The 22,885-nt window shown below is 57.5% G+C and carries 24 protein-coding genes; 7 read left to right on the top strand and 17 right to left on the bottom strand.

Features of this window, described 5'->3' with window-relative positions:
* Positions 1 to 92 precede the first annotated feature (92 nt).
* The 3 genes from ACR0IU_RS10010 to ACR0IU_RS10000 all read left to right on the top strand — a co-directional run bounded on the left by ACR0IU_RS10010 (position 93) and on the right by ACR0IU_RS10000 (position 3,067).
* On the top strand, positions 93 to 1,010 hold the full coding sequence (locus tag ACR0IU_RS10010) for a DnaJ C-terminal domain-containing protein (protein ID WP_480716145.1): 918 nt from the start codon (positions 93 to 95) through the stop codon (positions 1,008 to 1,010).
* The gene (locus ACR0IU_RS10005; RefSeq protein ID WP_010440680.1) at positions 1,007 to 1,351 is read left to right on the top strand and encodes a hypothetical protein; all 345 of its coding nucleotides are present in this window, start codon (positions 1,007 to 1,009) and stop codon (positions 1,349 to 1,351) included. The genes ACR0IU_RS10010 and ACR0IU_RS10005 overlap by 4 nt, the downstream gene beginning before the upstream one ends.
* A 63-nt stretch (positions 1,352 to 1,414) precedes the next feature.
* Positions 1,415 to 3,067 carry a U32 family peptidase gene (locus ACR0IU_RS10000; RefSeq protein ID WP_480716144.1) on the top strand — a complete coding sequence of 551 codons (1,653 nt, stop codon included), beginning with the start codon at positions 1,415 to 1,417 and terminating at the stop codon, positions 3,065 to 3,067.
* A gap of 3 nt (positions 3,068 to 3,070) precedes the next feature.
* Here the strand turns inward: ACR0IU_RS10000 and ACR0IU_RS09995 are convergent, their stop codons facing one another.
* The 5 genes from ACR0IU_RS09995 to ACR0IU_RS09975 all read right to left on the bottom strand — a co-directional run bounded on the left by ACR0IU_RS09995 (position 3,071) and on the right by ACR0IU_RS09975 (position 6,543).
* A complete protein-coding gene (locus ACR0IU_RS09995; protein ID WP_480716143.1) occupies positions 3,071 to 3,694 on the bottom strand; it encodes a cytochrome P460 family protein in 624 nt (207 codons plus the stop codon).
* A gap of 225 nt (positions 3,695 to 3,919) precedes the next feature.
* Entirely contained in the window at positions 3,920 to 5,107 is a 1,188-nt protein-coding gene (gene rlmN / locus ACR0IU_RS09990) for a dual-specificity RNA methyltransferase RlmN (protein WP_480608476.1), read from the bottom strand.
* Positions 5,108 to 5,184: 77 nt separating this feature from the next.
* Complete coding sequence (locus ACR0IU_RS09985; protein WP_480716142.1) at positions 5,185 to 5,562, bottom strand: lysozyme inhibitor LprI family protein; 378 nt, start codon at positions 5,560 to 5,562, stop codon at positions 5,185 to 5,187.
* Between the two features lie 100 nt (positions 5,563 to 5,662).
* Positions 5,663 to 5,833, bottom strand: coding sequence for a hypothetical protein (locus ACR0IU_RS09980; protein WP_170545394.1), 171 nt, complete (start codon positions 5,831 to 5,833; stop codon positions 5,663 to 5,665).
* Positions 5,834 to 6,009: 176 nt separating this feature from the next.
* Positions 6,010 to 6,543, bottom strand: a complete 534-nt coding sequence (locus ACR0IU_RS09975) for an invasion associated locus B family protein (RefSeq protein WP_010440673.1) — start codon at positions 6,541 to 6,543, stop codon at positions 6,010 to 6,012.
* Positions 6,544 to 6,722: 179 nt separating this feature from the next.
* Between ACR0IU_RS09975 and ACR0IU_RS09970 the strand changes: the two genes are divergently transcribed.
* Complete coding sequence (locus tag ACR0IU_RS09970) at positions 6,723 to 7,721, top strand: asparaginase (RefSeq protein ID WP_480716141.1); 999 nt, start codon at positions 6,723 to 6,725, stop codon at positions 7,719 to 7,721.
* Positions 7,722 to 7,724: 3 nt separating this feature from the next.
* Here the strand turns inward: ACR0IU_RS09970 and ACR0IU_RS09965 are convergent, their stop codons facing one another.
* From ACR0IU_RS09965 to hutI, 8 genes are all read right to left on the bottom strand, one after another.
* On the bottom strand, positions 7,725 to 8,045 hold the full coding sequence (locus ACR0IU_RS09965; protein WP_170590088.1) for a YciI family protein: 321 nt from the start codon (positions 8,043 to 8,045) through the stop codon (positions 7,725 to 7,727).
* A 22-nt stretch (positions 8,046 to 8,067) separates the two neighbouring features.
* Positions 8,068 to 8,496 (bottom strand): SRPBCC family protein, encoded by a 429-nt coding sequence (locus tag ACR0IU_RS09960; RefSeq protein ID WP_480716140.1) that lies wholly within the window; start codon positions 8,494 to 8,496, stop codon positions 8,068 to 8,070.
* Entirely contained in the window at positions 8,484 to 8,813 is a 330-nt protein-coding gene (locus tag ACR0IU_RS09955; RefSeq protein ID WP_480456543.1) for an ArsR/SmtB family transcription factor, read from the bottom strand. The genes ACR0IU_RS09960 and ACR0IU_RS09955 overlap by 13 nt, the downstream gene beginning before the upstream one ends.
* A gap of 39 nt (positions 8,814 to 8,852) precedes the next feature.
* Positions 8,853 to 9,731: a phosphoserine phosphatase SerB gene (serB, locus tag ACR0IU_RS09950; RefSeq protein WP_480716139.1), complete on the bottom strand. Its 879-nt coding sequence runs from the start codon at positions 9,729 to 9,731 to the stop codon at positions 8,853 to 8,855.
* A 68-nt stretch (positions 9,732 to 9,799) separates the two neighbouring features.
* Positions 9,800 to 11,482 carry a urocanate hydratase gene (gene hutU / locus ACR0IU_RS09945; RefSeq protein WP_170780896.1) on the bottom strand — a complete coding sequence of 561 codons (1,683 nt, stop codon included), beginning with the start codon at positions 11,480 to 11,482 and terminating at the stop codon, positions 9,800 to 9,802.
* A 2-nt stretch (positions 11,483 to 11,484) separates the two neighbouring features.
* Entirely contained in the window at positions 11,485 to 12,276 is a 792-nt protein-coding gene (gene hutG, locus ACR0IU_RS09940; RefSeq protein WP_480716138.1) for an N-formylglutamate deformylase, read from the bottom strand.
* On the bottom strand, positions 12,276 to 13,811 hold the full coding sequence (gene hutH, locus ACR0IU_RS09935; protein ID WP_480716137.1) for a histidine ammonia-lyase: 1,536 nt from the start codon (positions 13,809 to 13,811) through the stop codon (positions 12,276 to 12,278). The genes hutG and hutH overlap by 1 nt, the downstream gene beginning before the upstream one ends.
* A complete protein-coding gene (hutI, locus tag ACR0IU_RS09930; RefSeq protein ID WP_480716136.1) occupies positions 13,808 to 15,013 on the bottom strand; it encodes an imidazolonepropionase in 1,206 nt (401 codons plus the stop codon). Before hutI ends, hutH begins: the two co-directional genes overlap by 4 nt.
* Before the next feature lie 81 nt (positions 15,014 to 15,094).
* Here hutI and ACR0IU_RS09925 point away from each other — a divergent pair, with 81 nt between their 5' ends.
* The 3 genes from ACR0IU_RS09925 to ACR0IU_RS09915 all read left to right on the top strand — a co-directional run bounded on the left by ACR0IU_RS09925 (position 15,095) and on the right by ACR0IU_RS09915 (position 18,743).
* Positions 15,095 to 16,450 (top strand): formimidoylglutamate deiminase, encoded by a 1,356-nt coding sequence (locus ACR0IU_RS09925; RefSeq protein ID WP_480716135.1) that lies wholly within the window; start codon positions 15,095 to 15,097, stop codon positions 16,448 to 16,450.
* Between the two features lie 3 nt (positions 16,451 to 16,453).
* Entirely contained in the window at positions 16,454 to 17,158 is a 705-nt protein-coding gene (locus ACR0IU_RS09920; protein ID WP_170780901.1) for a GntR family transcriptional regulator, read from the top strand.
* Between the two features lie 67 nt (positions 17,159 to 17,225).
* Positions 17,226 to 18,743 (top strand): malonate--CoA ligase, encoded by a 1,518-nt coding sequence (locus ACR0IU_RS09915; protein WP_480716134.1) that lies wholly within the window; start codon positions 17,226 to 17,228, stop codon positions 18,741 to 18,743.
* Between the two features lie 3 nt (positions 18,744 to 18,746).
* Here ACR0IU_RS09915 and ACR0IU_RS09910 read toward each other — a convergent pair whose 3' ends face one another.
* The 4 genes from ACR0IU_RS09910 to ACR0IU_RS09895 form a co-directional block, all read right to left on the bottom strand.
* Positions 18,747 to 19,475: a metallophosphoesterase family protein gene (locus ACR0IU_RS09910; RefSeq protein WP_480716133.1), complete on the bottom strand. Its 729-nt coding sequence runs from the start codon at positions 19,473 to 19,475 to the stop codon at positions 18,747 to 18,749.
* A 124-nt stretch (positions 19,476 to 19,599) separates the two neighbouring features.
* On the bottom strand, positions 19,600 to 21,195 hold the full coding sequence (serA, locus tag ACR0IU_RS09905) for a phosphoglycerate dehydrogenase (RefSeq protein WP_480716132.1): 1,596 nt from the start codon (positions 21,193 to 21,195) through the stop codon (positions 19,600 to 19,602).
* Positions 21,196 to 21,252: 57 nt separating this feature from the next.
* Positions 21,253 to 22,407 (bottom strand): phosphoserine transaminase, encoded by a 1,155-nt coding sequence (locus tag ACR0IU_RS09900; RefSeq protein ID WP_480716131.1) that lies wholly within the window; start codon positions 22,405 to 22,407, stop codon positions 21,253 to 21,255.
* Between the two features lie 198 nt (positions 22,408 to 22,605).
* Positions 22,606 to 22,885 (bottom strand): hypothetical protein (locus ACR0IU_RS09895; RefSeq protein WP_480716130.1); only part of this gene is annotated, 280 nt, incomplete at its 5' end.

Raw genomic sequence — 22,885 nt, 5'->3', positions numbered from 1 at the left:
AATTCGACCCCGAAGGATTTTTGACCTGTTGAAATCACATGATAAAATACCTTCATCAAGGCCAGACCATACCTACATCGACGAGAGGCAATATGAGCGACGATCCCTATACCGTTCTTGGTGTCGCCAAAGACGCCAGCGATGCCGAAATCAAGAAAGCCTACCGGAAGATCGCGAAGGAGTGTCACCCGGACCTTAAGCCGGGTGATGCGGAAGCCGAAGCCAAGTTCAAAGCCGCCGCCGCCGCTTATGACCTGTTGAAAGATCCCGAAACACGCAAACGCTATGACAATGGCGAAATTGATGCGTCCGGTCAGGAACGTCCACAGCAGCAATATTATCGGGACTATGCCGAAGCTGCAGGCAACCCCTATCGCGGGTATTCGACTGAGCAAGACGACATGTCCGACATCTTCGCCGAGTTCATGCGCGGGCGGGGTGGTTATGGCCAACGAACACAAGAGTTCCACGCGCCAGGGCACAACCTGAATTACTCACTGCAGATCAGTTTTCTGGATGCCGTATTCGGCGCCAGCCAAAAGCTGACCCTACCGGATGGGAACCGGATTGAAGTGAAGATACCGGCGGGCATCACGACCGGTCAAACCATCCGCCTGCGTGGCAAGGGGGCACCGGGATATGGTGAAGGCCCTCCCGGGGATGCGCTGGTCACCATCTCGGTTGCGGATCATCCGGTGTTTGACCGTCAGGGCGATGACATCCATATTACGTTGCCCATCACCATTGACGAGGCGGTATTGGGCGGCAAGGTCCAAGCGCCCACCATCGACGGGGGCGTCAATGTCAGTGTCCCTGCAGGGACCAGCAGCGGCAAAACCCTGCGCCTGCGTGGCAAAGGGGTCAAGAAGCGCGGCTCGTCCGATAGGGGTGATCAGTTCATCGAACTGACCGTCGCAATGCCGGACAAGGTAGACGATGATTTGAAGCAATTCATGGAGACATGGCGCGAAACCCACGGCTATGATCCGCGCAAAGGAATGCCGTCATGAGCCGCACATTGACCGAAGCCGAACTGATCGAAACCATCGCCCGCCTGACTTCGGATCGCCTAACCGAATATCTGGCGGCTGAGATCGTGATCCCCGAGCAATCGGAGCAAGGGCTGCGATATCAGCGCATTGACGTTGCCCGACTGGAACTGGCATGCGAGCTGCATGACCAGTACGATATGGAGGCCGACGCACTGTCGATGATGATCTCGCTGATCGACCAGATGCATGGGCTGCGCGCCGAATTGCGCGAGGTGCTGAACGCGGTCGAGGCCCAACCGGAACCTGTTCGAAAACAACTGATCGAGGTCATCGGCACAGCGCGGTTCAGTCGCAGGTAACGGGGTTTTGGGCACAGGGGTATTGGCGTAGAAGACGCCCTTGATCCTTAGCCCGGTATCCCTATGACCCAGTCCAGATCCGAATTGCTGATGCCTGCGGGCAATCTACGCAAGTTAAAACTCGCCATCCTGTATGGCGCGGATGCGGTCTATCTGGGCACACCGGATATGTCGCTGCGGACTAAATCCGAGTTCTCGCTGGAAGAGGTGATCGAGGGGGTCGAGTTCTGCCATAGCCACGGCCGGCGCGCGTACCTGACGCTGAACTTGTTCTCGCACAATAAGGACATCCCGAAGCTCGATGAATACATCGACACCGTCCGCAAGGTGAAACCCGATGGGTTGATCATCGCTGATCCCGGCGTGTTCCAATACGTCCGCGAACGGGCACCGGAACTGCCGCTGCATATCTCGACGCAAGCCAATATCTGTTCGTGGCTGTCGGTGAAGTTCTGGCAGGATCAAGGGGCTGAGCTTGTGGTACTGGCCCGCGAAGTCTCCTACCCCGAACTGGTCGAGATTCGCGAGAATTGCCCCGACATCAAGCTAGAGGCATTCGTCCATGGCGCGATGTGCATGACCTATTCGGGCCGCTGCCTGCTATCGAATTTCATGGCCGAACGCGGAGCGAACCAAGGCAACTGCGCCAATTCCTGCCGCTGGAATTATGGTCTGAAGCTGCGCCTCAAAGATGGCACGCATCAGGAGCTACGCATTACCGACGAAAACGCCGACCTGTTCGAGTTCTTGTTGGAAGAAGGATGCCGCCCCGGCGATTTAATGCCCATCGAAGAGGATGACCGGGGGTCCTACATCCTCAATTCGCGCGATCTGTGCATCATGCCGAAACTGGATGAATACCTGAAGATCGGCGTCGACAGCCTGAAGGTCGAAGGGCGCGGCAAGTCGGAATACTATGCTGCCATCGTCGCGCGCGCCTATCGTATGGCCATCGACGATTATCACGCCGACCCCGAGAACTGGGACCCGAAACCTTACTTGCGTGAACTCGAAACCGTCGGGAACCGAGGCTACACGCTTGCCTTCCACGTAGGCCGACTGACAAACTACGCACATGATTACGAGCACACCGCGTCTATCGCGCAGTGGGAATATGCGGGAATCGTCACTGAAGTGACCGAGGATGCCTTTCTAGTCGAGGTGAAAAACAAGCTGGAACCTGGGGATGTGTTAGACTTCGTCTCTCCGATTTCACGCGATACCGTGTTGTTACGGGTTTATAACTTCGAACGCGCCCAAGATGGCGCGAGACTAGACGTGGTGCATGGAAGCACCAAGACAATCATCCGCGTACCATTCACTCTGTTCGATCACGAGGATATCGAAGATTTACGCGCGCGTTTCCCAGTCTACTCGGTTCTGCGCAAGGAACGCGCCCTGACCGACGAACACTGGAGCCGCATTCGGTTCGACAAGCTGGTGCAAGGGCTGGAAACCTCGGGTCGTGACAACGCCAAAGCTTATGCGCGCCGCCGCGATGAACTGATTGAGAAGATCGGAGAAGACGGCAACGAACGCCGCTTCAAAACCAATCGCATCGGAACCGAAGGGTGTTGCGGCAAAGGCTGCAACGGCTGTTTGATCTTCTGGCAGGCTGAGAAATACGCGCGTGCACGCGAGGTTCTGTCCAAACGCAAGCAGGGTGAGCAACTTAGCCGCCGTGAGGCCACCGAACTGACCTTACCAGCAAGCTGAAGTTCAGTTCTCGACGCGATACTCTTCTGGCACGTAAAACGTATAATCCCTGTCAGCAACTGCCTCGTGGCAGACATGGCAGTAATCGACCTCGGACGCGCGAAAGCCCATCGTGTCGCCAAACAGCGAACCATCCGGCATCACCATGATGTATCGCCAATCTGCTGTCTCAGGGTTGGTACCCGCCGGTAGTTTTTCCATCACGAACAAGGCACCCGGATGCACGTTACCCTCATCGGTGACGGTCATGCTGTCTTTGGCCAGAACCGAGCCCACAGGCAAAACCTCACCTTCCTGCAAGGTTCCGTAATTATGCGCCATGCGATTGGCGTAGCTGTTGACATAGCGCTGCCCATGGGTGGCCGAGATATAGGGCGCATCGTTGAACAGCGGCCAGGCTTGATAGTTCAAAAGCACGTCCAACTGGGCTGCGGCATAGCCTCGTTCCATGCGCCGGGACAGAGATTTGTAATGAGCCTGAGCATCTTCCTTGGACAGATCAGCCGGGTTTTCAATGGCCAGATGAGCATCCTGATCGTTGTTCTGTGCATTTCCCGCAACAGACATAAGCCCCAATACCGCAATAAACAGCACGATCTTAACGATCGGCAGGTGTCTTGTAATCATTCTATGGCCTCCCTGACTGATCAGTTCGCCGAAATGCCGCATTAAGTTCGAAAAATGATAGCGGCCTTAAATAGTGTTGCCAGCACCGCCCCAGCAACTTCACCACTTTGTGTTTGCTAGTGACCCCCCAACCAGAGCAGATGCCCCTTAAACATAGCAAATTCTGAATGCCAAAACAGCATTCAATTTATTAAGTTTATCGTAGTGGCGGACAATCTGCGGAATCTAACGGTTCAGGCCAGCCTCGGCCTCAATCTGCTTGCGCGATTTTCGGGCGCGTTCGGTGGCCGATTTCAACTGCCCGCAGGCAGCCATGATATCCTCACCGCGCGTTTTGCGGATGGGTGAGGCATAACCCGCTTGATAAATGATATTGGCAAAGGCTCGGATGCGATTGTTCGAGCTACGCTTGTAAGGCGCGCCGGGCCATTCGTTGAACGGAATCAAGTTGATTTTGGCCGGAATCTTATGGCGCTTGATGTGCTCGATCAGTCGATGCGCGTCCTCATCGCTGTCGTTCACGCCATCCAGCATCACGTATTCAAACGTAATTCGCTCGGAGTTCGAGGCATTGGGGTAGCTGGCCAGTGCCTGCAGCAGCTCTTCGATGTTCCAGCGCTTGTTGATTGGCACTAGTACGTCGCGGGTTTCATCGGTTGTGGCGTGGAACGAGATCGCCAATAGGCAGCCAATTTCCTTGGCCGTACGTTCAATTTCAGGCACCACACCCGAAGTCGACAGGGTAATACGTCGGCGCGACAGGGAAATCCCTTCGGGGTCCATGGCGATCTTCATCGCGTCACGGACATTTTCAAAGTTATAGAGCGGCTCGCCCATACCCATCAGCACGATATTCGACAACAGCCGTGTCTCGTCCTTGGGGGCACCGGGTGTCGGCCATTCCTCAAGATCGTCCCGCGCCATCATGACCTGCCCGACGATCTCTGCCGCGGTCAGATTGCGCACCAGTTTCTGTGTACCCGTATGACAGAATGAGCAGGTCAGCGTGCAACCGACCTGAGACGAGATGCACAGCGTACCGCGATCTTCTTCGGGGATGTAGACGACCTCTACTTCGTGCCCTCCCGCGATGCGACACAGGTATTTGCGTGTGCCGTCCTCGGACACCTGACGGGTCACGACTTCGGGGATTTCGATCACGAAATTCTCGGCAAGTTGTGCCCGATAAGCTTTGGCCAGATTGGTCATCTCACCAAAATCGCGCACGCCCCATTGATAAATCCACTGCCAGATTTGGCCGGTGCGCATCTTAGCCTGCTTTTCCGGTGTACCATGCTCAATCAGCACATCGCGCAATTGATCACGGGTGAGGCCAACAAGGTTCACCTTCCCCTCGGGTAATTTGCGGGGGATGGTCATGACATCTTGAGTGATCGGCGCTTTGGGCGACATGTGGCTATCTCAATGGATTCTGGCTTGGGATGCGCCTCTATATAGGAACGCGCACAAAGATCAAAAGAAATCGTGCATCAAATCGCATAGCGCAGCAATTCGTCAACACGTGCCCGCCCAAGATCAACGCGGCACGCAGTTATGGCAATGCCGGTGCCTGATCCACCACCAAACGACGCACCCACCGCTTCGCACTGTGCATCGCGATAAGCTGTCCACGCGTTTTGCGATGCCTCCAGCGCGGGCGTGGCGACAGCGCGGCCGGTGACGTCATCCAGTTCTTTTGCAGCGCCAAGTGCCAAGGAATAGCTGGAGTCTATCGCGGCATTCACGCGCGTTTCCATGTCCGAAACACAAGACCCAATCTCAACCTGCGATCCGGCGTCGATACACTCCAGTGTTGGGTCCGCAACTGCGGACATGGGAAACAGCAGAAAAACAATAGCCCATCGCATACCTCGATCCTCCTGACAGAGACACCTGTCTATCACAGATCAAAACCCACGCCCAATCAAGTTGGACCGCCAAGGCAGAAACCTGAGCGGTCCAATTTTGTCAGTTTACTGCAGGTGGGATGTAGCAATCTTCTGCATCCAAAGTTTTTACGGGATCCTCCGGTCCACATTGCTCACCCGTAATTGGATAAGTTTCCGCTTCCTTCTCGCATCCTGCAAGGATCACCGCAGACGCCACCAAAAGCGCGGACAGATATTTGTTTGGATTCATTACCAACTCCTCAAATTGATCTAAACTGATTAGTTCAGAAATTTGTGAAGTCGGCTTTGACAAGGATCAAAAACACATTCCGACGTTGAGTAAATTTCCAATAAATCCAAAAGATCTACCCATACGTAGAAAACCCCGCCGGATAGCGGGGCTTCAAGGTCCTATCTGTATGCACATCAGTTCGTGCAGCGCTTTTCAGCGTCTTCGATCGCGGCCGTGAAACCCAGCAATGAGAACGTATCTTTGGTCTGTGTTCCACGTTCCGAACGGGCAGTCAGCACGGCTTCGCTTCCGCGCTTCATAGCCGTGACGATCTTGGCATCGTCCGAGGCGGTTGCAGGCCACGCCCATTCGCCATCCGTGAACAGTTCGAATTCGCTGCCATCGACAAGTAGATTGACAGTCGATCCAGAGGCAAACGGATAGCCGCCGGTAAAGGTCACTTGCCCTTTGACCTCAGCATTTGGGCGGTAGAACACAAACAGCAGGATATCGCTGCGCCGCACAGAAACGACGCGGCCACCGCGTGTGTTCACTGTTTCCTTGGGCGCGGAAACGCTCCAGCATTCGGTGGGGTCTTCTTCGACAAACACGCTCCAATCGGTCTTTGCCGCGACGCGGTTCGTACTGGTCGCCTGCTGAGCAATTGCCGTTGTCGCCATTCCTGCCATACACAGGCCCGCGATCACGCGAACGAGCTTTAGTCCCATCTGTCCAGCCTCCTAGCCCGACCTAATACCTCATACCCATCGGACATGCGTGCGAACCCTGCCGGTTCGTCTGTTCAGTTGCGTATTCCGATGATTGTCGACATACACACACTAACGCAGGTTTCGCCACAGGCGAAAGGGCGATTGGCAGATTTTTGCGCATGATTTATGGGGTGGACATGACACAAGCCGTACCGATGACAGAACTCTGGCGCGGATCGCTATTAGAGAGCCTGCATCTGGGTCACGCAGTGATCTGTGACGATAGTGGTCAGATCGTGCGCAGTTGGGGGGATCCGAACGCGATAATCTATCCCCGTTCCTCGGCTAAAATGATCCAGGCCCTGCCGTTGATCACCTCGGGTGCGGCGGCGAAATACGGTTTGAACAGCGAACATCTGGCACTGGCCTGTGCCTCGCATAACGGGGCGCATATCCATACCGATCGCGTGTCCGCATGGCTCGATCACCTCGGCCTGTCCGAGCCCGATCTGCGCTGCGGCCCGCAGGAACCCGCTGACATGGCAGCCCGAGACGGACTCATCCTGGCGGACGATACGCCCTGCCAGATACACAACAATTGCTCAGGCAAGCATTGCGGTTTCCTGACTTTGGCGCAGCATATGGGGGCTGGGCCTGAATATCTTGAAATCGATCACCCGGTTCAGCAGGCCTGCCTGTCTGCCATCGAAGAGACCACAAGTGAGACGAGCCCGACCTTTGGGATCGATGGCTGTTCAGCCCCGAATTTTGCGACGTCCCTGGTCGGACTTGCGCGATCAATGGCGTGGTTTGCGTCAGCCGCTGACCGGTCAGACCGCTCCAGCGAAGCAGCATCGCAGCTTACGGCGGCGATGGTGAAGCACCCCGAACTTATCGCCGGAGAAACCCGCGCCTGTACCGAATTAATGCGCGCGATGAATGGACGCGTGGCAATCAAAACAGGGGCCGAAGCCGTCTTTGTCGCCATCATTCCCGAGAAGAGAATGGGTGTAGCGCTGAAAATCACGGATGGCACGACCCGCGCCAGCGAATGCGCCATCGCGGCCATTCTGGTAAGCTTGGGCGTGCTGGCGGCCGATCACCCGGCCACCCGCAAATTCATGAACGCCACGCAATACAGCCGTCGCGGGCTGGAATGTGGTGTGATCAAGCCAGCGCCGGACTTCCCCGGCTAAGACTTACATCTCGATCTCGTGCACCTCGGCCACTTCGACTGAGCCTGAGCCGTTCACCACCATCGGGCAGCCCTTGGCCATCGCGGTTGCGGCTTCGATGCTATCAGCCTTTACAACCGTAAACCCCGAGGCCGGATTGGCGCCGCCATTGTCTTCGACCCCGCCACTGCTGACCGTATAGGATTGACCCACAGGATTTCCGGGAATCTCAAGCGAACCGCCAATGTCCTGAAACCAGGCACCCCAAGCGGCCATGGTCGCCTCGACCTCAGCGGGATCGGTTGGGGTGTGGCCCCCGTGATAAACAAACAAATATTGGGGCATATCGCTCCTCCCTGATGAAAACCTATGTGCAAAGGGCTTCGAGCTTGCGCAGCGAAGACGTCCAGCCTTCGTTGTGGTTCGTGGCCGACTCGGCATCGACAAGCTCGCGATGATCGACCACCAGCCGTGATCCGCTGTCGGTTGCGGAAACCGAAAAGGTCACATGGCTTTCGGCACCGCGCTGATCCTGATCGTCGTGCCATGCCCATGTAAATCCAACCGATTTTGGCCGATCGATATGAGTGACGTGCCCCGAAACCTTGAATTGCTGGCCCTCGCCATTCTGCATCACCGAATACCACGGACCAATGCGAGAAAAATCGAGATCATGTTCCGGCACATGCAAACCCTCGGGGCCCCACCATTGCAGCAGTTTTGCGCCGTCGCTGACCCATGCGAACAGGTCCTCGGGACTGACGGGAAAATCTCGTTCCAGTTTCAGCTCGGCCATGAGTTTTCCCTTTCAATAAGCTCGCCCAAACGGTCGAGACTGCTTTCCCAGAAATGTCGTTTCGAAATCGTCCACTCGGCAATTGCACGTAGACCCTCGGGCTGCACCGAATACATCCGCTGCGTGCCGCGCACCCGTTGTTGCACTAGCCCGGCCTCGCGCAGGACCTTCAGGTGACGCGAGATCGCAGCCCCTGACATGCCCTTGCCTTCAATCAGGTCGCCGACGGGCAGCTCGCCTTCGTCCATCAGTTGCTCGACAATCGAGAACCGAGTGGCATCAGACAAGGCGGAGAATGCGGTCAGAAGCGTGTTCATGGCTTTATTTAACACATACGTTAAATTAAAGGAAGCCCTTTAGAGGCCTTGAAACTCTGACCTGCTGTAGCCCTGCAGATACAACAACGCCGTCAGATCACCGTGATTGATGCGCACGTCGCATTCGGCAGCGACCGAAGGCTTGGCGTGCAACGCGACACCCGTCCCCGCCCGGCCCAACATGCCAAGATCATTGGCCCCGTCACCAACAGCGATTGCATCACTTTCTGAAATGCCAAGGCTGGCCGTGATCTGCTCCAATGCCTCGATTTTGGCCTGTCGCCCCAGAATGGGCCGTTTTACGTCGCCGGTAAGCTTGCCATCCTCTGCCAGCAATGTATTCGCCCGGTTCTCATCAAACCCAAGCGCTTCGGCTACCTTGGCCGTAAAGGCTGTGAACCCACCCGACACCAGCGCTGCATAGGCCCCATTCGCGCGCATCGTGGCCAGCAACGCCTTACCTCCGGGCATCAGCGTGATCCGTTCGTCAAGAACCTTGCCGATCACACCTTCATCCAGCCCCTTCAACAGGCCGACGCGCTCGGTCAGCGCACCTTCGAAATCCAGTTCGCCGTTCATCGCGCGCGCAGTGATGTCCTTGACCCGATCGCCCACACCGGCCTCGTCAGCCAATTCATCAATACATTCCTGCTGTATTATGGTGCTGTCCATATCGGCCAACAGCATCTTTTTCCGGCGGGCTTCGGCCTTCTGCACGACCAGATCGACGCCAATCTGCTGCAAGTCGGCCCATACGTCCCAGCGATTGTCGGGAATATCTGGCAAGGAAAACTCGGCCGCCTCATCCGGGCTCAGCCAGTTCGCATCACCACCGCCCCAAGCGTTCCGCAAGGACTCGACCAGCGTTGCCTCCAGCGAAGGGGTCGCCGGGTTGGTCAGCAGAGTGGCTACGTACATGTCAGGCCTCCGATTTGCGCACCTGCGAGATATCGCAGGTGCAGCATTTTCACCAGAGGCAGTTTGGTCTAACCCAGAATACCGGGCAGCCGCAGCCCATGCTCGCGGGCGCAGTCCTTTGCGATCTCGTACCCCGCATCCGCGTGACGCCAGACCCCCGAGGCGGGATCGTTCCACAGAACCCGCTCCAAGCGCCGTGCGGCATCTTCGGTGCCATCTGCACAGATCACCACACCCGCGTGCTGGCTGAAGCCCATGCCAACGCCGCCGCCGTGATGCAGCGAAACCCATGTCGCGCCACTTGCCGTATTGATCAGAGCGTTCAACAGAGGCCAGTCCGACACAGCGTCCGAGCCATCCAGCATTGCCTCGGTCTCGCGGTTCGGGCTGGCGACCGAGCCCGAATCCAGATGGTCTCGCCCAATAACAACCGGTGCTTTCAGCTCGCCATTGGCGACCATTTCGTTGAACGCCAACCCAGCGCGATGGCGATCCCCAAGACCGATCCAGCAAATACGTGCGGGCAGACCCTGAAACGCGATGCGTTCTTGCGCCATGTCCAGCCAGCGATGCAGGTGCTCGTTCTCGGGGAACAATTCCTTCATCTTGGCGTCGGTCTTGTAGATATCCTCGGGGTCACCCGACAATGCACACCAGCGGAACGGGCCGATGCCCTTGCAGAACAGCGGCCGGATATAGGCGGGCACAAAGCCGGGGAAGGCAAAGGCATTCTCCAAGCCTTCATCCTGCGCCACCTGACGGATGTTGTTGCCGTAATCCAGCGTCGGAACGCCCGCGTTCCAGAAATCGACCATTGCAGCGACATGCTGTTTCATCGAGGCACGGGCGGCTTTTTCAACCGATTTAGGATCAGTTTCACGCTTGTCCTTCCACTGCGCCATGCTCCAGCCGATCGGCAGGTACCCATTGATCGGGTCGTGGGCGCTGGTTTGGTCAGTGACAATATCGGGGCGCATTCCACCCGCCTGCATCCGCGCGTAAATCTCAGGAAACACCTCAGCCGCGTTACCCAATAGTCCCACCGATTTCGCCTCGCCCGCCTTGGTCCAGCGGTCAATCATCTCAAGCGCTTCGTCCAGCGTTTCGGCTTTCTCGTCGAGATATTTGGTTCGCAGGCGGAAATCAATCGAGTCTGGATTGCACTCAACCGCCAGACAACTGGCCCCGGCAAACACCGCTGCAAGAGGCTGCGCGCCACCCATGCCGCCCAGACCACCGGTTAGAATCCACTTGCCGGTCAGGTCACCGCCATAGTGCTGACGGCCGGCCTCGGCAAAAGTCTCATAGGTGCCCTGAACGATACCCTGCGTGCCGATATAGATCCACGACCCAGCCGTCATCTGGCCGTACATCATCAAGCCCTTCTTATCGAGCTCGTTAAAATGATCCCAATTGGCCCAGTGCGGCACGATGTTCGAGTTGGCGATCAAAACGCGCGGCGCATCCTTGTGGGTGCGGATGATCGCCACCGGTTTGCCCGACTGGACGATCAGGGTTTCATCCTCTTCGAGATCCTTCAGCCCTGCGACGATCCGGTCGAAATCGTTCCATGTCCGCGCCGCGCGACCGATGCCTCCATAAACCACCAGCTCATGCGGGTTTTCGGCCACGTCCGGATGCAGGTTGTTCATCATCATCCGCAATGGTGCTTCGGTCACCCAGCTTTTTGCGTTCAACTCGGGGCCGGTCGGCGGATAGATATCGCGGGTATTCTTGCGAGGATCGGTCATGGTTAATGCTCCAATGCGGTGTCTTGGATGGCGTCGAGAATATCCACCAGCCAGCGGCGCAGACGGTTGGCTTTCTTCTCGTCAAACGCCCACGGAGGGGTCTCGGTGGACAGATAGGTGGATTGCGCCAGCTCCATCTGGATTGCGTGTTGGCCTTCATTCGGTCGGCCATAGTGGCGGGTCGTCCAGCCTCCTCGGAATCGCCCATTCAGTACGGTGCTGTAGGGGGAGGAGTGCGAAAATTCGTAAGCCGCGGACTCAATGTCGGGGGCACAGGTCACACCGCCATCGGTGCCGATGTTCATATCCGGCAGGGTGCCTTCGAACAGAAACGGGATCTTGCTGCGGATCGAATGGCAGTCAAACAGGATCGCAACCCCGTGTTTTGCACGCACCCTTTCAAGCTCTTGCCCAAGCGCGTTGTGGTAGGGCGCGTGGTAGGCGATGCGTCGCGCTTCAATCTCATCGGCTGAGGGCTCCTGCCCCTCTGCCCAGATCGTCTGACCGTCAAAATCGGTCAATGGCACCAATGTTGTCGTGTTCTGCCCCGGATATAATGATGCGCCCGCAGGATCTCGGTTGGCGTCGATCACATAACGGTGGATATGGGATTGCACGACCGTCGCATTGGCCACCAACCCATCGTAGAGCTTATTGATGTGCCAATCCGTATCCGCCAAAATTTGCCCGTTCGCATTCAGTCGCGCGGCGATGTCGTCGGGTACAAACGTGCCGCCATGCGGCTGCCCCAGAACGATAGGCCCATCGCCACGCTGAACGCTGAAAACCTGCATCACGACAGCTCCGGCATAGTCAGAGCAGCCGCCTGTAGAATAGCGCCGCCTTCGACCAGCGACTTCGCGGTTTCTAATTCTGGCGCCAGATAGCGATCATCGCCTAGCGACGGAATATCCTCGCGCAAACGCCCAATCACGCTGGTCAGCGCTTTGCTGGTCGCCAAAGGCGCGCGGAATTCGATGCCTTGTGCGGCGCACAGCAGTTCGATCCCCAATATATAGTTCAGATTATCCACCATCCGGCTCAGCCGCCGCGCCCCGTGGGCAGCCATCGAGACGTGGTCTTCCTGGTTGGCCGATGTCGGCGTGCTGTCTGTCACGCAAGGGTTGGCCAGGTGCTTGTTTTCGCTCATCAGAGCGGCCGTAGTGACCTCGGCGATCATCAGGCCCGAGTTCAGCCCTGGCTCTGGCGTCAGGAACGGGGGCAGATCAAAGCTGAGCGCAGGATCGACCATCAGCGCGATCCGACGTTGCGCGATTGCTCCAATTTCAGACAGGGCCAGCGCGATCATATCGGCGGCAAAACCCACCGGCTCAGCGTGGAAGTTTCCGCCCGAGACAATGGCGTCCGGATCGGTCAAAACCAGCGGATTGTCGGTGGCCGCGTTGGCCTCGATCACCAGTGTTGCGGCAGCTTGCCGGATTACGTCCATCGCCGCGCCCGTCACCTGTGGCTGGCAACGAATGCAGTATGGGTCCTGAACGCGAGTATCCCCATCGCGATGGCTTTCGCGGATTTCAGAGCCGTCCAAAGTGGCCCGCATTGCCGCCGCCGCCTCGATCTGGCCGCGATGGCCGCGCAGCGCGTGAATTTCGGGTTGCAGAGGGGCGGTGGAGCCCATGATCGCATCCGTTGAGGCCGCCGAAATCACCAACGCGTTTTGCGCCGAACGCCAGCCCTCGAACAAACCGGCCAGCGCAAAGGCGGTCGAAAATTGCGTCCCGTTGATGAACGCGAGACCTTCCTTTGGGCCAAGTTGAATCGCCTCTAAGCCAACTGTTTTCAAGGCCGCCGCACCCGGCATAACGGAGCCATTTACCTCAGCCTCGCCCTCGCCAATCACAACTGCGGTCATATGGGCAAGCGGCGCAAGATCTCCTGATGCGCCGACCGAACCCTGCGCCGGGATCACAGGTGTCACACCGCGGGCCAGCATTTGTTGCAACAATTCGACAAGCTCCCAGCGAACCCCCGACGCTCCGCGCCCGAAGGACAGCAGCTTGAGCGACATCATCAGCCGCGCCAGACGACGCGGCACCGCAGGGCCCACCCCGCAACAATGGCTGAGGATCAGGTTGCGCTGCAGGGTCGAGGTGTCCTTGGCCGCAATCTTATGGCTCGCCAGCTTACCGAAGCCGGTATTCACGCCATAGACGGGCTCAGTCCCTTCGGCGGCTTGCGCTATACGAGCCGCAGCGGCGTCTACCTTGGGTCGGCAGGCATCATCCAACGAGATCGCGGCCTCGGTCCAATAAATCTCGGCCAATTGATCCAGCGACACCTGGCCCGGAGTGAGCGGTAGGGGAGTCATTCCTCACCTCCAAAAATACGTTTGTGCAGCGGGTTGAAACCGATGCGATAGGACAGTTCGGCCGGATGGGAGATGTCCCAAACAGCGAGATCAGCACGCAAACCGGGTGCGATCATGCCCGTATCATCCAGACCCAAAGCGCGGGCCGCGACGCGGGTGACACCTGCCAGGGCTTCCTCGGGTGTCATGCGAAACAAGGTGCAACCCATGTTCATCGTCAAAAGCAGAGAGGTCAGCGGTGATGACCCCGGATTGCAATCGGTCGCCAGCGCCATTGGCACATTCTGCTGGCGCAACATCTCAACTGGCGGCATCTGCGTCTCGCGCAGCGTGTAGAATGCGCCGGGCAGAAGGACCGCAACCGTTCCGGCGGTGGCCATGGCGGCAACGCCGTCTGCGTCCAGATATTCGATATGATCAGCGGACAGCGCCCCGTAGGCTGCCGCCAGCTTTGCCCCGCCGAGGTTAGACAACTGCTCAGCATGCAGCTTCACCGGCAAGTCAAGCTCTTGCGCGACAACAAAAACCCGTTCGATCTGTGCGGGGTCAAAGGCAATGCCTTCGCAGAACCCATCCACGGCGTCCACCAGTCCTTCGGCATGGGCCGCGCGTAGAGTCGGAATACAAACCTCATCGATATAGGCATCGTCGCGGCCCGCATATTCCGGCGGAGTGGCATGTGCGCCCAGAAAGCTGGTCTTAACCCGAACGGGCCGCTCCTGCGCAATCCGGCGCGCGGCACGCAGCATGCGCAGTTCAGATCCGGCATCGAGCCCATAGCCGGATTTCACTTCGATGCAGGACACACATTCGGCCAACAGCGCATCCACGCGCGGAAGAGCACCTGCAAGCAGTTCATCTTCCGAGGCAGCTCGCGTCCCGTTTACGGTCGACAGGATGCCCCCGCCCGCGCGCGCGATTTCCTCGTAGGTCGCTCCGTTTAGGCGCATCTCGAACTCTACCGCGCGGTTACCGCCGAATACTACATGGGTGTGGGCATCAATCAGCCCGGGCGTGATCAGTCGGTCACCGTAATCAACACGCTGCCATTTAGCATAAGCTGCTGGAACTTCAGATTGACTGCCCACCCAGACGATCTGTGATCCTTCGACGGCTATCGCGCCATCCTCAATCATCCCATAGGGCTGGTCGCCCCCCATAGTGGCCACCTGTTTACAGCAAAGAACGGTTTTTTTTGTCATGGCGATTCTTTTGGGCTCCCCCTGCGCTTGATTTTTTCGTATACGGGTAAATACATAAAGTCTACACAAAATGGAATTGCGATGACGGTTCATGCCAAAACGGCCCTGTTAGGCTCTGACTGGGTTAGCGATCTTCGGGTTGAAATCGAACACGGCCGGATCACGAAGCTGGAACGCGGGAAAGACGCCCATCCAAGCGACACCCGTGTCGATGTCCTGCTTCCCGCTTTGGCCAACCTGCACAGCCACGCCTTTCAGCGCGCCATGGCCGGTATGACCGAAACCCGCGCTGCCGGGCGCGAAAGCTTTTGGACCTGGCGCACCCTGATGTACCGCTTTCTGGATCGCCTCACCCCAGAGCACATCGAAGCCATCGCTGCACTGGTTTTCATGGAAATGCAGGAGGCCGGGTATGCCTCGGTCGGGGAATTTCACTATGTCCACCACCAACCCGGCGGTGCGCCCTATACGCAGCTTTCCGAGCTGAGCCAGAGCATCTTTTCGGCAGCAAGCCAAACCGGGATTGGCCTGACGCATCTGCCGGTGCTCTACACCTATGGCGGCGTCAAACAAGAGCCGTTGGCAGGTGGTCAGTTACGCTTCAGCAATGATGTGGATCGGTTTTTGCAGCTTACTGAAGAATGCCAACCGCTTCTGCCCCACGCAGATAGTCAGATTGGCATCGCGCCGCATTCTTTGCGCGCGACCTCACCGGATGACCTTCAGCAGGTGCTCAAGGCAACTCCTAACGGCCCGGTGCATATCCATATCTCGGAACAAGAGAAGGAGGTCGCGGATGTCGAGGCCGCTCTGGGTCAGCGTCCGGTGGATTGGTTGTTGAACAACGCAGACGTGAACGAGCGCTGGTGCCTGATCCACGCCACCCACATGACCGACGATGAAACCCGCGCCCTCGCCCAATCCGGAGCGGTCGCCGGTCTCTGCCCGATCACTGAGGCCAATCTGGGCGATGGCATCTTCAACGGTGCCGTCTATATCGAAGCCGGAGGTGCCTTTGGTGTCGGATCAGACTCGAATGTACGCATTTCACTGCCCGAGGAGTTGCGGACGCTGGAATATTCCCAAAGGTTGCGTGACAAAGCGCGCACGGTTTTGGTGCGCGGCGAAGGATCGGTTGGTCAGGCTCTTTATACCGGGGCCGCACGAGGTGGAGCGCAAGCCCTTGGGCGCGCGGCTGGAAATTTAGCTGTGGGTCACCTTGCCGATCTGGTTGCCATCGATCGCAGCCACCCAGCTCTGTGCAGTCTGCGCGATGATCAACTGCTTGACGGGCTCTGCTTCGCGGCGCCAGACGGAACTGTGACCGATTTGTGGTCTGCCGGGCGACATCAAGTGTGCGGCGGGCGGCACATCGCCCGCGATGCGATCCTGGCCAATTATCGCGCGGCGATGAGTGACCTGCTGGTGGACCTTTGAATCATGACCCAGACAAGCGATACCACCAGCTACAAAGACATTAAGCAAACCGTCCTGCAACGCATCCGATCCGGCGAATGGCAACCGGATGCCCTGCTTCCCAATGAGCAAGAGCTTGCGGTGGAATTTTCGTGCACCCGCACCACAGTCAACCGTGCGCTGCGGGAACTGGCGGATGAAGGGTTTCTGGAAAGGCGTCGAAAGGCGGGCACCCGGGTTCTCAGCGCTCCGCAGCGTCAGGCACGATTCACCATTCCACTGGTCCGTGATGAGATTGAAGCGGCGGGCGGCACCTATCGCTATGCGCTGGTATCGCATGAAACACAGACTGCTCCCGATTGGCTGACGGCTCGTCTGGCCCTGCGCGTGGATCAGCGAGTCATGCATGTGCGATGCATGCATTTTTCCACCAACACACCCTTTCAGTTCGAGGACCGCTGGATCGTGATCGACAGCGTACCGCAAGTGGAACAGGCCGATTTCTCAAGCATCGGACCGAATGATTGGCTGGTGCAAACCGTCCCTTTCACAAATGTCGAGCTGACATTTCTAGCCAGCCGCGCTGACACCACATTGGCCGGGTTTTTGGATGTGTCCGAAGGAGAGCCCGTCTTTACAGCAGAGCGCATCACCTGGCTGCAAGGTCAGCCGGTGACCTTCGCCAAAATGTACTTTGCAGCGGGCTACCGGATGACCACCGAATTCTGATTTTCCGGGCTTTACCCCCTGCCATTTACGAGACAGAGTTCCAGCGTCGGATGGAAAGGAAACCGGGATGGGCAACCCGCTTTATGATCGTTTGTTTGGCATTCATGCGGGCAAGGACACGCCGTTTCTGCATCTCGCCGATGGTCAGACACTGACCCATGCCGCGTTTCTGGACACGGCAGCCCGTTTGGCCAATGCGCTGACCGGACTGGAACTGGAACCGGGCGACCGTGTCGCAGTGCAGGTGGAAAAATCCGCCGAAGCACTGGCACTTTATGCCGCCTGCGCGCAAGCCGGGCTGATCTTTCTTCCGCTGAACACCGGCTACACGACGCAAGAGCTGAGCTATTTCATCGAAAACAGCGGCGCATCTCTGGTGGTCTGCGACGCGACCAACGAGGCTGGGCTTGCTGATATTGCACAAAAGAACAACGCCCGGTTAGAGACGCTGAACGCGGACGGTTCGGGCAGCCTGACACGGCGTGCGTTGGGGATGCTTCCTGCCTTTGAACCGGTCCGCCGGACCGAGGACGATCTGGCCGCTTTCCTCTATACTTCGGGCACGACGGGACGCTCGAAAGGGGCGATGCTGACGCAAGCCAATCTGCTATCGAACGCAGAGACTCTGGTAAACGAGTGGCGGTTTACCAACAGCGACGCGCTGCTCCACGCACTTCCAATTTTTCACACCCATGGGCTGTTTGTTGCGACCAATGTCATGCTCGCCTCGGGTGGATCGATGATCTTTCTGCCGAAATTCGATCTGGACGACATGGTGCGCCTGATGCCGCAGGCGACAACGATGATGGGCGTGCCTACCTTCTACACCCGGCTGCTAAGCGACGACCGGTTCACACGTCAGCTGACCCAAGATATGCGGCTGTTTATTTCAGGCTCTGCCCCCTTGCTGGCAGAAACACATGTCCAATTCGAAGACCGAACGGGCCATCGCATTCTGGAACGCTATGGCATGACCGAAACCAATATGAACACGTCAAACCCCTATGACGGCGAGCGTCGCGCAGGAACCGTTGGATTCCCCCTGCCAGATGTCGAATTGAAGGTCACGGACCCTGACACGAGAGAAACACTGCCGGATGGCGAAATCGGTATCATCGAAGTACGCGGCCCGAACGTGTTTCAGGGCTATTGGCAAATGCCCGAAAAGACGGCCGCAGAACTGCGCGAAGACGGGTTCTTCATCACGGGTGATCTGGGGCGGATCGATGAAGATGGCTATGTCCATATCGTCGGGCGCGGGAAAGACCTGATCATCTCGGGCGGGTACAACATTTACCCTAAAGAGATCGAGCTGCTGCTGGATGAACAACCCGGCGTGCTGGAAAGCGCGGTGATCGGCGTACCCCACCCGGATTTTGGAGAAACCCCGGTTGGCATTCTGGTTCCGACCCCCGGTCAGACGCCAGATATCGAAGCGATCATGGATACGATACAGGGTGCTTTGGCCCGTTTTAAACACCCCCGCCAACTGATCCTGCTTAACGAACTGCCGCGCAATACAATGGGCAAGGTGCAAAAAAACATCCTGCGTGACCGCTGCAAAGACCTGTTCACACAGTCCTGATCGTCAGGGCAAAAGCGCAACGCGGCCCTTGTCCGTCAGCAACCAGCAATCCCGACCTTCAAACACCGCAACGCCTACCGGGCGGCCATACCCCGCACCGCTATCCAGATTGATGCGATTACCATAATGCGTCGCCTGATCCACAGGCGTATGTCCATGGACGACAAGCTTCGGATGCGGGCCACGGTGATTGTGAAAGCTCTGCCTGATCCACACCAGATCATTTTCCTGTTGTTCGCTCAGCGGTATTCCGGGCCGGATACCTGCGTGAACAAACGCAATCTCTGGCGTCTGATGCATGGCCACGAGCCCCCGCAGAAACATCCGATGCGCCACAGGAACCGCGCCCCGTGCAATGGCATGTAGATCCTCTAAGCGCGTCTGCTGATCGAAGAACACGTCATAGCTTTGAAGTGTTTCGACACCACCCAACCGCTCGTGCAGCCAATGATACCCCACCAACATATGCGGATCATGACGTGGCACATCCTCCAAAAACCACGAAAACATCCGGTCATGATTGCCCAGCAGAGTGACCCAACGCCTGCCTGCATCACGTCCCGCGATCAAACGGTCGATGACGCCCCTGCTGTCTGGGCCTCGATCGACGTAATCACCCAAAAACACGATTTCGGCGTCCTGACCACCATCGCGCTCGATCAGCGACAATGCGCGGTCAAACTCGTCCACACGCCCGTGCAAATCACCGATTGCGTAGATCGGGTTGGTCATCTGGTTCCCCTCGGGCATCTGCGATTGCTGCACTTCTGACGCAAATACGACTCTTTGAAAAGGCGATGCCCGCGCTTTGCATAAGCCCGGGCATCAATCTGTTTCAGAAATTCAACAGCGACACTCAGGCCACCTCAAACTCCAGTGGCTTGATCTGGGTAAACAGACCGGTTTCCGCCAGCTGCGCGCGCGCTTCAGCCGGAACTGGTTCGTCGACGTATAACAGCGCGATCGCTTCGCCTCCCGCCTCAGCGCGACCAAGGGTAAAGTTCGCAATGTTCACACCATGCGTGCCCATAGTTTGCCCCAATGCACCGATGATACCCGGCACATCCTCGTTGGTGGTATAAAGCATGTGGGCGCCAACCTCGGCATCGATATTGATGCCTTTGATCTGAATAAAGCGCGGCTTGCCGTCACTGAACACGGTTCCCCCGATCGAACGTTCGCGTTTCCCGGTCACGACGGTCACCTTGATATAGCCTTCAAAGGCTCCGGACTTATCCTGATTGGTGGTCGAGATTTGGATCCCCCGCTCTTTGGCCACGACCGGAGCAGAAACCATATTCACCTCGGGGTTGAATTTCTTCATGATACCAGCGACCACCGAACAGTTCAGAGCCGCCAGGTTCATCTCGGCCGCAACACCATCATAAAGGATGTTGATCGCCTTGATCGGTTCGTCCGTCATCTGACCAATGAAACTGCCCAAATGGCCAGCCAACTTGATCCACGGCCCCATGACCTTGGCCTCTTCTGCCGTAACGCTTGGCATGTTCAGCGCGTTTTCTACCGCGCCGGTCAGCAGGTAGTTCGAAATCTGCTCGGCCACCTGCAACGCCACGTTCTCCTGCGCTTCGGTCGTTGCCGCGCCAAGGTGAGGTGTGCACACAACATTGGGCAGATTGAACAGCGCGTTCTCTTTGGCAGGCTCCTCGCTGAACACATCAAAAGCCGCCCCAGCGACATGTCCCGACTGCAACGCCTCCGCCAGCGCGTCTTCGTCGACCAAACCGCCGCGCGCGCAATTGACAATGCGCACACCGGGTTTGGTTTTGGCAAGGTTCTCGCGACTCAGAATGTTACGAGTCTGGTCGGTCAGCGGCACGTGCAGAGTAATAAAGTCAGCACGTGACAGCAGCTCGTCCAGCTCGACCTTTTCTACGCCCATCTTGGCGGCTTTCTCTTCGCCCAGATAGGGATCATAGGCGACAACCTTCATCTTTAGCCCCAGCGCACGCTCGCAAACGATGCCGCCGATATTACCCGCGCCGATCACGCCGAGTGTTTTGTTGGTCAGTTCGATCCCCATGAACTTGGATTTTTCCCACTTGCCAGCATGGGTCGAGGTGCTGGCCTCGGGAATTTGCCGTGCAACCGCAAACATCATCGCAATGGCATGTTCGGCGGTGGTGATCATGTTTCCAAACGGCGTGTTCATCACGATCACACCTTTTTTCGACGCCGCATCCTTGTCGATATTATCGGTGCCGATCCCAGCACGGCCAATGACCTTCAGCTTGTCGGCTTTATCAAGAATGGTGGGCGTGACTTTGGTGGCCGAACGGATGGCGAGGCCGTCATACTGACCGATCAACTCGGCCAATTTGTCTTTGTCCTTACCCAGATCGGGCATGAAATCCACATCAATGCCGCGATCACGGAAGATCTGCACAGCGGTTTCGCTGAGCTTGTCAGATACGAGTACTTTGGGGGCCATATCTTTGGTCCTTGAATTGTATGGAAGCGCCGGGCCTTGGGTGGCCCGGCAATAACATCAGGCAGCTTCAGTCTGCGCCGCGATTTCGGTCTCGAAGGCCCATGCGAGCCATGGCAACATCGCCTCAATGTCCGAGGTCTCGACCGTGCCACCGCACCAGATGCGCAAACCCGCAGGGGCATCGCGATAGGCACCGATATCCAGTGCGATGTTTTCGGCTTCGAGCCGTTTGGCCACGGCCTTGGCAAAAGCCGAACCATCCTGAATACGCGCGTCGGTGAACTTTAGACAAACTGAAGTGTTCGAACGTGTCGCTACGTCCTCGGCCAAATTGCCGATCCAGTCGTTTTGATCGCAGAACGCATGCACCGCACCCGCATTGGAATCCGCGCGGGCGATCAGGCCTTGCAAGCCGCCAACCGAGCGCGCCCAGTCCAAAGCGAACAGATAGTCTTCGACCGCCAGCATCGAGGGCGTGTTGATCGTTGCTCCGGTGAAAATCCCCTCGATCAACTTGCCCCCTTTTGTCAGACGGAAGATCTTCGGCAATGGCCATGCCGGGGTATAGTTTTCAAGCCGCTCAACGGCGCGAGGCGACAGGATTAGCATCCCATGCGCAGCCTCTCCACCCAGCACTTTCTGCCAACTGAAAGTGGTCACATCAAGCTTGTCCCAAGGCAGATCCATCGCAAAGGCCGCCGACGTCGCGTCACAGATCGTAAGACCCTGACGATCATTAGCAATCCAGTCGCCATTCGGAACCCGCACACCCGAGGTGGTACCATTCCAAGTAAACACTACATCATTGGCGAAATCGACGGACGCGAGATCGACGATTTGCCCGTAATCGGCAGTTTTCACATCCGCGTCGATTTTCAGCTGCTTGACCACATCGGTCACCCAACCCGCGCCAAAGCTTTCCCAGGCCAGCATCTCGACCTTGCGCTCACCCAGAAGCGACCACAGCGCCATCTCAACCGCGCCAGTGTCAGACGCAGGAACGATACCGATGCGATAATCCGCTGGAATACCCAGAATCTCGCGCGTGCCTTCAATGGCCGCCTTCAGCTTGTCCTTACCAACAGCAGCACGATGCGAACGGCTCAAGGCCGCATCCGCCAGTTTGGTCAGATCAAATGTGGGAGGTTTGGCACAAGGGCCCGAAGAAAAACGCGGATTGGCCGGCCGCGTCGCCGGTTGTTCGATTGTCATCTGTATTACCCTTCCAGATACACGCCCCTCGTTGGGGAGGGGTGTCCCACGGATAGGGGTATGGCTCCTTCGCACCTGCAGCAAGCGAAAAAGACCCATCGACCGTTAAAAACGACATCTTAAAGGGTATCAAATCGGGACAGAGGTTTCCGATGAGCGAAAAACCCGCCGGTAGTCCGGCGGGTTTTTGTTTGTGTATTACTCTGCGGCTTCTTCGTATTCTGACATTGGAGGGCATGTGCAGATGAGGTTTCGGTCGCCATATGCGTTGTCGACGCGATTGACGGGGGACCAGTATTTGTCGACGCCCATCGCGCCCGGAGGGAAGCAGGCCTGTTCGCGGGTGTAGGGGCGGTCCCAGTTGCCGACCAGATCGCGCACCGTGTGTGGGGCGTTTTTCAGTGGGTTGTTTTCCGCGTCGATCTTGCCGTCGATGATGTCCTGTGCTTCCGCCCGGATCGACAGCATGGCGTCGCAG

It is taken from the genome of Ruegeria sp. CL5, assembly GCF_056536485.1.
This window is presented reverse-complemented; position numbering and strand designations above follow the sequence as displayed.